Origin of the sequence: Mycobacterium sp. (assembly GCF_039583785.1) — a bacterium.
Taxonomy (GTDB): domain Bacteria; phylum Actinomycetota; class Actinomycetes; order Mycobacteriales; family Mycobacteriaceae; genus Mycobacterium.
Genome location: NZ_JAVKSG010000037.1, coordinates 25474 through 37337, shown reverse-complemented (window position 1 = coordinate 37337; position 11864 = coordinate 25474). Strand labels below are relative to the sequence as shown.

10 protein-coding genes and 1 pseudogene are annotated in these 11864 nt (G+C 62.3%); 4 read left to right on the top strand and 7 right to left on the bottom strand.

Annotated elements, in window-relative coordinates; genetic code table 11:
• Positions 1-249 precede the first annotated feature (249 nt).
• Positions 250-936 (top strand): peroxiredoxin, encoded by a 687-nt coding sequence (locus ABDV69_RS12795; RefSeq protein WP_343574853.1) that lies wholly within the window; start codon positions 250-252, stop codon positions 934-936.
• A 151-nt stretch (positions 937-1087) separates the two neighbouring features.
• Here the strand turns inward: ABDV69_RS12795 and ABDV69_RS12790 are convergent, their stop codons facing one another.
• Complete coding sequence (locus tag ABDV69_RS12790; RefSeq protein ID WP_343574844.1) at positions 1088-1936, bottom strand: universal stress protein; 849 nt, start codon at positions 1934-1936, stop codon at positions 1088-1090.
• Positions 1937-2271: 335 nt separating this feature from the next.
• On the opposite strand from ABDV69_RS12790, the gene ABDV69_RS12785 reads away from it, so the two are divergent.
• Positions 2272-2805, top strand: a complete 534-nt coding sequence (locus ABDV69_RS12785) for an SRPBCC family protein (protein WP_343574841.1) — start codon at positions 2272-2274, stop codon at positions 2803-2805.
• Here the strand turns inward: ABDV69_RS12785 and ABDV69_RS12780 are convergent.
• From ABDV69_RS12780 to ABDV69_RS12760, 5 genes are all read right to left on the bottom strand, one after another.
• The gene (locus ABDV69_RS12780; RefSeq protein WP_343574838.1) at positions 2747-4198 is read right to left on the bottom strand and encodes a phosphatidylglycerol lysyltransferase domain-containing protein; all 1452 of its coding nucleotides are present in this window, start codon (positions 4196-4198) and stop codon (positions 2747-2749) included. The two genes, ABDV69_RS12785 and ABDV69_RS12780, sit on opposite strands and share 59 nt — an antisense overlap.
• 34 nt (positions 4199-4232) lie before the next feature.
• Positions 4233-5015 (bottom strand): slipin family protein, encoded by a 783-nt coding sequence (locus tag ABDV69_RS12775; RefSeq protein ID WP_343574850.1) that lies wholly within the window; start codon positions 5013-5015, stop codon positions 4233-4235.
• 47 nt (positions 5016-5062) lie between these two features.
• Positions 5063-5524: a hypothetical protein gene (locus ABDV69_RS12770; RefSeq protein ID WP_343574835.1), complete on the bottom strand. Its 462-nt coding sequence runs from the start codon at positions 5522-5524 to the stop codon at positions 5063-5065.
• 108 nt (positions 5525-5632) lie between these two features.
• The gene (locus ABDV69_RS12765) at positions 5633-5770 is read right to left on the bottom strand and encodes a hypothetical protein (protein ID WP_343574832.1); all 138 of its coding nucleotides are present in this window, start codon (positions 5768-5770) and stop codon (positions 5633-5635) included.
• Positions 5771-6182: 412 nt separating this feature from the next.
• On the bottom strand, positions 6183-7073 hold the full coding sequence (locus tag ABDV69_RS12760; RefSeq protein ID WP_343574829.1) for a universal stress protein: 891 nt from the start codon (positions 7071-7073) through the stop codon (positions 6183-6185).
• 185 nt (positions 7074-7258) lie between these two features.
• On the opposite strand from ABDV69_RS12760, the gene otsB reads away from it, so the two are divergent.
• Positions 7259-10942: a trehalose-phosphatase gene (gene otsB / locus ABDV69_RS12755; RefSeq protein WP_343574827.1), complete on the top strand. Its 3684-nt coding sequence runs from the start codon at positions 7259-7261 to the stop codon at positions 10940-10942.
• Here otsB and ABDV69_RS12750 read toward each other — a convergent pair.
• Positions 10939-11113, bottom strand: a pseudogene (locus tag ABDV69_RS12750) (glycerol acyltransferase); the annotation flags it as partial. The gene otsB and the pseudogene ABDV69_RS12750 sit on opposite strands and share 4 nt — an antisense overlap.
• A gap of 206 nt (positions 11114-11319) precedes the next feature.
• Between ABDV69_RS12750 and ABDV69_RS12745 the strand changes: the two are divergent.
• Positions 11320-11754: a pyridoxamine 5'-phosphate oxidase family protein gene (locus tag ABDV69_RS12745; protein WP_343574848.1), complete on the top strand. Its 435-nt coding sequence runs from the start codon at positions 11320-11322 to the stop codon at positions 11752-11754.
• Positions 11755-11864 lie beyond the last annotated feature (110 nt).

The following is an 11864-nucleotide window of genomic DNA, read 5'->3' as shown; positions in this document are numbered from 1 at the left end:
GATCCAGGTAGTCGGTAGGGACGTCACGGAGAGCTTTTGGATCCCGTCGCCGGCCAGCATCACCGGGGCCGCGACCGCTGTCCGGATAAGGAACAGGAATCCACGTCGCAGTGACCATCGGCCCTATGAAGCGACGCGTGACGAGCCGCATTCTGATAAGAAGGCCAATTTGCGAAACCCGTTGGTTTTCTAGAAGAAGGACGGTTTGCCATGACCACCTCCACTGCCGAAGTGACTGGCGCGATACCGATGCCGCGCATCGGTGATCCAGCACCTGCGTTCACTGCTGTCACCACTGAGGGTCAGGTCAACTTTCCCGCCGACTACCGTGGCAAGTGGGTCATCCTTTTCTCTCATCCAGCCGATTTCACCCCGGTCTGCACAACCGAATTCATGACATTTGCCTCAATGCAGCAACAGTTGGCCGCCTACAACACCGAACTGCTGGGACTGTCGGTCGACGGACTTTACAGCCACATCGCGTGGCTGCGGAGGATCAAAGAGAAAATCGCCTTCCGTGATCTAAAAGACGTCGAAGTCAGGTTCCCCGTCATCGCGGACGTCTCCATGAGTGTCGCCCGAAAGTACGGGATGATCATGCCAGGCGAGGATTCAACCAAAGCGGTTCGTGCGGTTTTCGTCATCGACCCGACCGGCACGATCCGCGTTATCATCTACTACCCATTAAGCCTTGGGCGTAATTTCAGCGAGTTGATGCGCGTCGTCAAGGCCTTGCAGACCGCCGACCACTTCGGCGTCGCAACTCCGGCGGACTGGGAACCCGGTGAGCCCGTTATCCTCGCGGCGCCCGGCTCTTCCAGTGCCGCAAGGGAGCGTATGAAAGGCACCGCTGACGGCATTGAATGCACGGACTGGTTCTTGTGCACCAAAGAGCTCTCCGCCGACGAGGTCGAATCCGCCATCCGGGTCGCATAGGGCGATGCTTTAAGAAGTGGGCCCCCTGATGGAGCGTGACGTTACCGTAGAGGGTGGCGAACTCACCCCGTCGCTCAAGGTGAAGCGGGCCGTCCTTGCCGAACGCAACAAAGAACTTCTGGATTCGCTCTGCGTGTAGCGACGTCCGCGGCTAGCGAGCGACCAGGACGGCAAAGTCGCTCCGCCGTAACGCACGCTTTGCAGTCGAACTGCAAAGCTGCTGCACCTCAATGGCTTGCGTGGCTCCGACGACTACTAGTTGCGTCGATTCCGCATGGTCGGCGAGGTAGTTGAGAAAAGGGCCATACGCAACCACAGTATCCACGGTCACGCCAGCGTAGTGCGGGGTCCACAGTGCGGCATAGCGATCGAGTACGGCGCGCATACGGCGTTCTTGTTCTCTGAGAAGTCGGTCGTTCTGAAGGTTGTCGAACTCGGTCCGCCACGCCGTCATCATGACCAACAGAGCCTTTCTGCGGTTGGCCTCCTCGAAACCGTGTTCCAGGACAATCTCGTCGTCGACTGACCCGACAACGTGGGCCACGACCGATCGGCCCCGGGTTCGCTCACCGGAGTGGCCGCCTCTGACGATGGCCACCGAGCAATGCGCGGAACCCATCAACGCGGTTGCGGTAGAACCGAAGCCGGCAGGGGAGGACTGGCCGGATCCAGTGTCGCCAACGCAGAGCAGCGGAGTCGATCTTGAAGCCTCGACCAGCGCCGACAGCGGGCAACCCTCGACGATCTCCATCTCGACCTGCACCGGCTTGCCCAATCTGCCGATCGCGTGGTACGCGGCCTGCACCGCTTCCTCGGCTGCCTCCGTTGCGGCTCGAGTTTCCAAGGCGCCGAAAGCGGTGCTCAATTCTCGGATATACAGCAGCCGTAGCGGGATATCTGTGCCGGCTACCTCGTCGACGGCCCAGAGTGCTGCCTGCAGAGCAGCTTGCGACCCGTCGATGCCAACGACGACTGACTTCGGGGGAAACGGTTCTAACATCAGCACTCCTAAATACGGCCAGCCCGAAAGCGACTTATCGGAACGCTATCGGTTGCGTCGCAACCGATCACGAGGCAATAGCCCTCGGTTGCGGGCCGTTGTTCCCTTTCCGATCGGTCCGCCGTGTCACCGTTTCGCAACGGCGTCTGACCAGGGACCAATGGCCCTGGCGATGGGTCCCGCGCTTACACAGACTGGCGTTATGATGCATGCGTCAAGACGGGTGACCGAAATCGTGGCGCTTATCGCGGTCCTCGATACCGCACGCCGGTATTACCGCAATTGGGGTACCAGCAAAGGGGAATGCCAAGCGCGAATGCCCGGCAACAGATGAGTTGATCGGCGATCCAGTCGTTCAGGTCACCGAGGGGGTGTGGATCGATTCCCCCCCATCGGTCACCTGGCCATGGCTGCTGCAGATGGGTCAGGACCGCGGCGCGCGCTACAGCCGTCGGGCGCTGGAGTATGTCAGCGGTCTTCGGATGCACAATCCCGATGGTCTCAATCCGGAGTGGAAAGAGCTCGCTGTCGGAGATACTTTGCAGCTCAGGCCGAAAGGCTGGATGGGGCTGCCTGACGGGCTGTCGTTGCACGTCGATGCGATCACGCCCGAACGGAGCATCGTGCTGCGGGCTACGTCGCCTAACCTGCCGCGCGTGCTCTGGTCATTCCACCTTCAGCCGCATTGGGCGACCCATACCCGACTTCTCGCGCGGGTGCGGGTCGGCCTGCGGCACCCCGGCGAGGTGGTCGCCGTCGAGCTGGTGAGGCCCGTCATCGCGCTGCTGTTGCGAAAAGTCTTGCTGGACATCAAGCGCCGGGTGCAGCGGCAAGCGAACGAATTCGCGGCTGCGGATTTCGCTCCCTGATGCGCAGCTGACGTCGACGCGGCATGAACTCCAGGGAGAGCAGAACCACCAGCGCGATGGGGATGTGGCGTAGCGAGAGCAGTACGTAGCGGCGGTCGCCGAATGCGTGGAACTTGCGAAGGTATCGGTACAGCGACTCCAGCTTGATCAGCGAGCGCCCCAGGTGGATGAGAACGTAGTAGATGCCTTCAATCAGGCTGCGGTTCTCGGTGTCGAAGAGTTCAGGGAAAGCGCCGAACGCCAACGAAAGCCGCTGGCCACCGGAATTTTTACAGTCTTCGATCATATCGACGCTCATGCGCTCATCGATCCCGTTCGGCGCGCCTGGGCGCCGCCACGGGACGTCGAGAGTCACGTCGGTGCCCTCGCCGGACGATGCGTACCGCTGAAAACCCTGCACGTGCCCCAGACTGTCCCGCGCGATGATCAGCCGGACACCCGGGTACCGGCCCTCCAGCGCGTGGTCGAGAATCATCGAAAACCCCCGTTGGACATGCGCGCCGCGGTGCGACGTGTACAGCACCTCTGCCAACTCGTCAATAAGCGCCTCATTCAGTTGCTGCTCGGCCACCACCTCGGTGGTGATCCCGGCATTGTGGGTGCGCTGCACGGCCTGGCGAAGGTTGCGGTACTTCCGGCCTGCCATGGTGAAATGGCGTACGTCGATGACCACGTCGCGCCCGATGGGTATCGGCCGCAGCGACTGGCCGACGATCGCGCGATCGCGCCACAACCCCAGACACTGCTCACCGCACCCCAGCACCACGATGCGCCAGCCACGGCTGCGACACATCACAGCAAATTCGCTTGCAAGAGCTGAGAACCGGGTGCGCTGCCCGATGGGATCGCCGCTGACGACTGCGAGACCGAGTCGTGCGCAATAGGCGATCGCTGCGCTGCCGTCGGCATTGAAGTAATAGCTCTTCAGCGATTGCATCGCGAACGGGGCCAGCGGATCATCATGGGTTGCCTCGATCAGCGCCCACACCCGCGCCAGCGCAGCGGGGTCCCGCCGTGACGGCACCGGCCAGGTCGCCACGAGGCCGGCGCACGCGACGAGGCCGTCGCCGAGCAACTGAAACGACAGCAGGTGGGTAGTCAAGCCGGTCGCCGCCAGCGCCGCCGCCGCAACGGCATGGCTCGCAGTTATATGCCGCCCCAACAGAATCCCGCGCGCGAACAGTATGAGGGCAAGCGAAAGCGACAGCGACAATGTCGGTCGGCTCGCCGCATACCAATCGGAAGCGCTACGACTGTATGCCATGAGCAAGATCATCACACCGGATGCGCCGATAAGGGCAACAAGGCCAATCTGGCGGACACGGCGCGATTTGGAACTGATGACCACGCGATCGCGGATGTCGGCGCCGGCGATGCTGGTCGTCTCGTTCACCGCGGCTCTTCTCCGTGCTGTCGGCGGTCAGGGTTTAACGCTGTGCGCTATGGGCGAGTGCCTCGCTGGCAAAGCCGTTGGGCTGGGGGGCCGTTGCCGCCGACTCACGGGTGAGGAAGCCGGTAAGCTCGCCGATCGCGCTCATCAGCGGGGCGGGAAAGATGACGGTCGTGTTCTTCTCCACTCCCAGTTCTGCCAGCGTCTGAAGATTCCTGAGCTGTAAGGCCAGCGGATGCTTCATCATGGTGTCGGATGCGTCCCCGAGCGCCGCAGCAGCGCGCGCCTCGCCCTCGGCAGCAATGATTTTGGCTCGCTTTTCGCGCTCGGCCTCAGCTTCCCGGGCCATAGCCCGCTTCATGCTGTCGGGAAGCTGGATATCCTTCAACTCCACCAAGGTGACTTCGACGCCCCATTCGACCGTGGTGGTGTCGAGGATTTGACGGATGCTGGCGTTGATCTTCTCCGTCTGAGCGAGCACCTCGTCCAGCGAATGCTGCCCGACGACGTTACGCAAAGTGGTCTGGGCGATCTGGTCGATCGCGGCCCGGACATTCTCAATGACGACGACTGACTTGCGTGCGTCGATCACGCGGAAGTACGCGACCGCAGCGATGTCGACGCTGACGTTATCGCGGGTGATGATCCCCTGCGATTGAATCGGCATGGTCACGATACGCATTGAGACGCGCCACAATCGGTCGATGACAGGGATGATCAACCGCAGGCCCGGCTCGCGAACTGCGACAACCCGACCGAGCCGGAATTGCACACCGCGCTCGTACTGCCAGACCACCCGGATCGAGGCAATCAATATCATTGACACCAGAAAAGCAGCGAAAACAATTGCCAATAGCACTCTTTGGTTCACGACGAAAGCTCCGATCTACTGAGTACGCCAGCTGCGGCCGCCGGCTGGTGGGTCATCGGCATCCAGCCGACGTAGGACAGGTATAAGCCGATCGCGGCGAAGACGATGCAAACAGCGCGCCACTGGTCACCCATCTCGATCATCCAGCGAGACATCGAGACGAAGGCTGCGGGGAAGGCCAGCACCAACAGTCCGCGCAGCGCTACGAGCCAACCGGAGATGGACACCACGATGGCGGCCGAACCGTGCCAGTTCGAGTGGAGCGCAATAATGACAAGTCCGCCTACGAGCACAAACGGACCCGCCAACCACGACCACAACGTGTTCGCGGCGAAATCTGACAGCAGCGATGACATCTCGGTGGTACGTGCCGCGGCGACGATGCAAATGATGACCAAGAACGGGCCGAGGACCCGGGCGAACATCCGCGTCGTCCGCGGCTCAGGAGGGGAACTCATCCGGGCACCTCCATTTAGCGTCGCGGGTCCTTGAAGTCAGCCGACCATCGTTGACGCCCGGCCGATAGGGACAGAAGTCCCGGCTCGTCGGGTCGTTTGTCCATGCGGTTACTGCTGTCGCACCAGCAGAACTGAGCAGTTCGGGTAGGAGGCGAGCGCATGGCCGTGGGGACCGACAAGTCGAGTCAGCTTGTTGGCGTCGGCGCTGCCGGTGACAAGCAGCTGGATGGCTTCATCGCGAGTCACCAGATATTCGGTTACCGCGTCGGAGCCTGCTGGCGGCGAGCCCAATCCCGACCGAGCCGACGCAGACCATCGCTGTTCGGCGCGACTGCTCGGCCAGGATGAGACTGATATCCCCTCGAAGCACGACTGGGTCGACGTCAACGGGTTTGCTGTCGGATTGGATGGCGGCACAGGCGGAATGCAGGGCTGCTTCGGCGTATTGCACCGCCAATCGATCCTCGATGCCGGAGGTTCTCGATCTCCCGGCAGAGGGCATGACATGGATTAACCGCAACGGGATTGATCTGCTGACGGCTTCATCGACGGCCCAGCGGGCGGCGTTGATCGCCGCGTCAGATCCGTCGATCCCCACGACGACGGGATGAACGCACTCCGTTGACGTCATCGAACGCTCTTACGTTGTCGCAAACGGTTACGGATGCCGTGCCACGATCACTGGCGTGTGGACGGCCTGAACGACGGCGTTGCCGACCGAACCTAGGAGTGCGCCGGCGAATACACCTCGTCCATGACTTCCCAGGACGACAAGCTGTGCGGCTTGCGATGTTTCGATCAGTAAGCGGGCCGGTCTGTCGCAGACCAGACGCCGGTGCACAGTTACGTCGGGATAGCGCTCTTGCCAGCCCGCCAACTGTTCGGCCAGCAGTCGCTCCTCCTCGCCCTTGACCGCCGACCAATCCAAACCCGGCAGCTCGATGATCTCGGTGGCACTCCAGGCATGCACGGCCACCAGGTTGACGTGACGTCGTGATGCCTCGTCGAATGCGATCTGGGTAGCGAGCTCTGAGGCTGGTGAGCCGTCGATCCCGACGAGCACGGGAGCTCTGTCGGTGGGACTCGGGGTCCGCGGCTGCTCGTCGCGGACGACGGCCACGGGGCAATGTGAGTGCCGGACGAGACTCGAACTGACCGAACCGAGCAAGCCGCGAGCCAACGCTCCTCGGCCCTGGTAGCCCACCACCATCAACGCGGCGTCTTTGGACAGGTCAACGAAAGTCGGAATGGTTGCCGATGAATACATTTCGCTGTCGACAGACACCGCCAGGTTGCCCTGCGTGGCATCTCGCGCGATCTTCAGCCCATCAGTGAGGATCCGGCGCCCTTGACTTTCCTGCCATACCGCGACGCCGTCCGGCAGCGGCCCGTGCGGCCAAAGCGTGACCGCGGGGTTGATCACGTGGACCACCGTCAGCGGCAGATGACGCAGCGCAGCATCCTTCGCGGCCCAACGGATCGCCGCAGCAGAGGCGGGTGACCCATCGGCGCCGACAATGATGCCCTGGCCCTTGGCGTGTGCTGACATCGTCAGTCCTCCTCCTGCTCAAGGGGAACGCTAAACCGATTCGCGCTGTAGATAAGGGGGCCTTAGTCCTCAACCGCATGGTCATAGGACTCCCGCCACCATCGGGACCAAGGGCTCTAGGGCGGGCGCCACGCCATCCCTAACGTTGGCTTTCACAACAAAAACCGACAGCCCACGGTGATGAGATGACACTGACAATCGATCCCCGCTACTACGACGCGGTGATCTTTCGCCTTGACGGCGCTGCGGCTGACCCGACCTTGACCGACGCGATCTTCGATTCCGCGATTGCACTCGCAGGTAAGCTGCGCGGCGCGGGTCTGCGCGTCGGCGTCTCGTCGGCAGGCCCCGACGACGACCAGTTGTCTGCGGGCGTCGGCGACTTTGCGACCGTATGTGTCGATGACGGCGGCCACCCGACAACAGGTAAGTCGGACTCGGATTTATTGCTGGACAACGCTATGCAGTTGGGTGCATCGCCCGAGCGATGCGCCGTCATTGCCGGCTCGGATGCGGCGGTGAGCGGCGGGCGCTGTGCCGGATTCGCTCGGGTGATCGCGGTCGACCGCAACGGGCATGCTGACCAGCTGCGCCGAAGCGGTGCGGACGCGGTGGTGAACGACCTCACCGGCATCGCGGTGCGTTCATGGGATCGACGGATGTCGACACTTCCCGATGCGCTTCAGTCGTACGCCCAGATCGCTGTGGCAGTGGGCGCTCGACGTCCGTTGGTGCTGCTGGATTTTGACGGCACGCTGTGCAGCATCGTCGATGACCCAAACGCTGCCTCGGTCGGCCAATGCGTTGCCGACGCGCTCAAGCTGCTGGTTGCGCAGTGCGACGTCGTTGTGCTCAGCGGACGCGACCTCGCCGATCTGACGCCCCGCGTGGGCGTGCCCGGCATCTGGTATGTGGGGGGTGATGGCTTCGAGATGACAGCTCCCGACGGCACCACGCATCACCACGAGTCCGCCGAGGGGGTGGCCGATGCGCTGGAGCACGCGGCAGTCGAACTGCGCGAACGGTTCTCGCACCTCGAGGGTGTCTTCGTCGAGCGGAAGCGCAACACCGTAGGCGTACGTTATCGCAGTGCAGCAGGTGCAGCTGCGGCCGAGGTGACCGCCACCGCGCACACCGTCGGACACCGTTTCGGTCTCGGGGTCACCAGTGGACGCAAGCTCGTCGAGTTACGGCCGAACAACTCGTGGGACAAAGGGAAAGCGGTGACGTGGATTGTGCACCGGATCGGTGGAGCCGACCCGGTGCTGCCCATCTACATCGGCGACGACCTCAGCGACGAGGACGCTTTCGACGCGGTACGCAGCGACGGCATCGGAATCGCCGTGCGACACGGTGGGGACTTCGATCGTCCGTCGAACGCGCGGTTCGCGCTGGACGGCCCTGACGCGGTGCGCCACTTCATCAAGCAACTCGGACACGATATCGCTGCCGAACAACGCGAAGCCGAGAATCCGTGGTCAGTCCATTTCGAGGGTTACGACCCCCATGACGAACCACTGCGCGAAGCGCTGTGCACCGTGGGCAACGGCTATTTCGCCACCCGCGGCTGCGCGCCCGAGTCGCAGTCAGGTGGCTTTCACTATGCCGGCACCTACGCAGCGGGCGTTTACAATCGGCTCACCGATCAGATTGACGGCAGCACCGTGAGCAACGAGAGTTTGGTGAACCTGCCCAACTGGTTGCCGCTGACATTTCGAATCGACGCCGGACCGTGGTTCGACATCGACGGTGCAGACCTGACGTGCTATTCGCAAACCCTCGACCTGCGTCGCGCATTGTTGACCCGCCGATTCCGATTCTGCGACAACAGCGGCCGCACCACGGCGGTGACTCAGTGCAGATTCGTGGCCATGCATCTGCCCCATTTAGCCGCCATGGCGACCACCGTAACGGCCGAAAACTGGTCGGGAACAATCGAGTTTCGATCCGCCCTGCATGGCGATATCGGAAATCGACAAATCGAACGCTACCGCGAGCTGTCGAGTAAACACCTCGAGGTGGTTCAACGACGCGAACTGTCCAGCAACTCCGCGCTTTTAGAGGCGGTCACGGTGCAATCCCGAATACCCATCGCAGTGGCAGCGCGAAGTACGCTGTGGCGCGGCGACGAGCGGGTGCCGGCAGACTATCGGCTGATGCGGCAGGCAGCCTACAACTTCCACCCGGCACGCATCGGTCACGACGTCGCGACAGAGCTGACTATTGGACAATCGGTGACGCTGGAAAAAGTTGCCGTCATCGTGACGGGTCGCGACCCGGCGGTATCCGAACCGACGGACGAGGCGAAGCGTCAGCTCAATTCCGCCGGCCGGGTCGCGGAACTGCTCCAGGTTCACACCCGGATGTGGGCGCATCTCTGGGAGCGATTCGACATCGACATCGGCTCCAACACCGACGGCCTGCGGATCGTACGCCTGCATCTACTGCATCTGCTGCAGACCCTGTCGCCCAACACCGCCGAGTTGGACAGTGGGGCGCCGGCCCGCGGCTTGCACGGTGAGGCCTACCGCGGCCACATCTTCTGGGACGAGTTGTTTGTCCTGCCCGCACTGACCATTCACGCCCCGACGGTGACGAGGTCGCTGCTGCAGTATCGCTATCGGCGACTGGCGCAGGCCCGTCTGGCTGCCCGGGAGGCGGGCTACGTCGGGGCGATGTATCCCTGGCAATCCGGCAGTGATGGTCGTGAAGAAAGTCCGGAACTGCACCTGAACCCCCGCTCGGGTCGGTGGAATCCCGATCCCAGCGCCCGCGCGCATCACGTCGGTCTCGCGGTGGCCTACAACGTTTGGCAGTACTACCAGGTAAGCGGCGACATCGACTACATTCTGGACTACGGAGCGGAAATGCTCGCCGAGATCGCTCGTTTCTGGGTCAGCCTGGCAAGTTTCGACGGTGCGCGCGGACACTATGTGATCCGCGGTGTCATCGGACCTGATGAGTTTCACTCGGGCTACCCCGGTCGGATCTACGACGGCATCGACAACAACGCGTACACGAATGTGATGGCAGTCTGGGTGATCGCCCGCGCGATGGAAGCGCTTGAACTACTGCCGTTGTCGTTTCGGCTCGATCTGCTGGAGAGGCTCGAGTTGGACCATGCAGAGCTCGACTTGTGGGACGATGTGAGCCGTCGCATGTTCGTCCCCTTCCACGACGGGGTGATCAGTCAATTCGAGGGCTACGAACGGCTCGCGGAACTGGACTGGCAGGCATATCGACAGCGGTACAGCAACATTCAGCGCTTGGACCGCATTCTTGAGGCCGAAAACGACAGCGCCAACAACTACAAGGCGTCCAAACAGGCCGACGCGCTGATGTTGTTCTACCTGCTCTCTTCGGATGAGCTACGTGAACTGTTCGACCGACTCGGCTATCGGTTCACTCCCGAGCAGATCCCGAAAACGATTGATTACTACTTGTCCCGCACCTCACACGGATCAACATTGAGCGCCATCGTGCATTCGTGGGTGTCGGCGCGCGGCAACCGCGGCGAGGCCCTGAAATACTTTCAGCAGGTCCTGTTGTCCGACGTTGCAGACATTCAAGGCGGCACGACCTTCGAAGGAATTCATCTGGCGGCCATGGCCGGCAGCGTTGATCTGTTGCAGCGGTGCTTCACCGGCCTGGAGTTCCGCGACGACCGTATCGTGCTCGCCCCACTATGGCCCGAAGAGCTTGGCAGGCTGGCGTTTACCTTCCGCTACCGTGGCCACCGACTACACCTTGAAGTCAACGGACGTAAGGCCAAGATCAGCTCAGAATCCGAAAAAAGCAACGTGATCGACATCGAGTGCCGCGGTCGGGTCGAACGGCTCATGCCCGGACATATGATCGAATTCGTTTAGTAGATCTGACTATTCCCTAGCACCGGGAACCGGCGTTCGCGGGCAAGCCGGTCCAGGGCCTTTTGCATTCCCGAGCGGACGTTAGAGTTCGGCGATATCGGGATTTTTGCCGAACAGAGCGAAGACGTCGATCGGGTTGAGTGCGTGGTTGACGACCTTGGTGGGTAATGGGGAGTACGCGGAGAGAACATCGTCATATGCCTCGAGGTGCCGTAAACGTGACCATCACAATGTGCGCGATGGCCTGCACCCGGGCAGGGCCGGAAGTCCTCGAGGTTGGGGACGAAAGCCGCTCCACTGTCGCTGAGAGCCGTTGTAGCGTCGCAATTGTGAGCGAACATGCGGCTACCGCCACCTCGACGCCGGGGAGTGCCACGATATCGGAGACCGGGCATCCCGTCACCGTTCTGTCGGCGAGCGAAAGCTGGGACCTGCTGGCCAGCGTCGCCTTCGGGCGGCTCGTCACCAGCGTCGACGGTCAACCCGAAATCTTCCCAGTCAACTTCGTCGTCCAGGACCGTACTGTGCTTATCCGCACTGCGGAGGGCACCAAGTTGGTTAGCGCAGCAATCAACAATCACGTCCTGTTCGAGGCCGATGATCACACCGTGGCCGAGGGCTGGAGCGTCATCCTGAAGGGCATGACCCGCACGCTTCGGACTAACGAAGAGCTTGCAAAGGCCGAGCGGGCGCAGTTGCTGCCGTGGACCGCAATGCTGAAGCAGCATTACGTTCGCATTCAACCGGTTTCGATCACCGGCCGCCGCTTTCGGTTCGGCCCGGAGCCGGAGCGCGAATCCACCTTTGCCTGACCTGCGCCGTCCACCAACCGATTGCCCGAGCTTCCCGACGGCCCCTCAGCCTCCAAACCCGTAACGCGCGAATCATCGCGCGCTTTGGGCCAGGCCTACCCGCCCGAAAG

Coding starts and splice junctions, on each gene's coding strand:
- ABDV69_RS12795 (WP_343574853.1), top strand. CDS start 250: ATGCCGCGCATCGGTGATCCAGCACCTGCGTTCACTGCTGTCACCACT.
- ABDV69_RS12790 (WP_343574844.1), bottom strand. CDS start 1,936: ATGTTAGAACCGTTTCCCCCGAAGTCAGTCGTCGTTGGCATCGACGGG.
- ABDV69_RS12775 (WP_343574850.1), bottom strand. CDS start 5,015: ATGATATTGATTGCCTCGATCCGGGTGGTCTGGCAGTACGAGCGCGGT.
- ABDV69_RS12770 (WP_343574835.1), bottom strand. CDS start 5,524: ATGAGTTCCCCTCCTGAGCCGCGGACGACGCGGATGTTCGCCCGGGTC.
- ABDV69_RS12760 (WP_343574829.1), bottom strand. CDS start 7,073: ATGTCAGCACACGCCAAGGGCCAGGGCATCATTGTCGGCGCCGATGGG.
- otsB (WP_343574827.1), top strand. CDS start 7,259: ATGACACTGACAATCGATCCCCGCTACTACGACGCGGTGATCTTTCGC.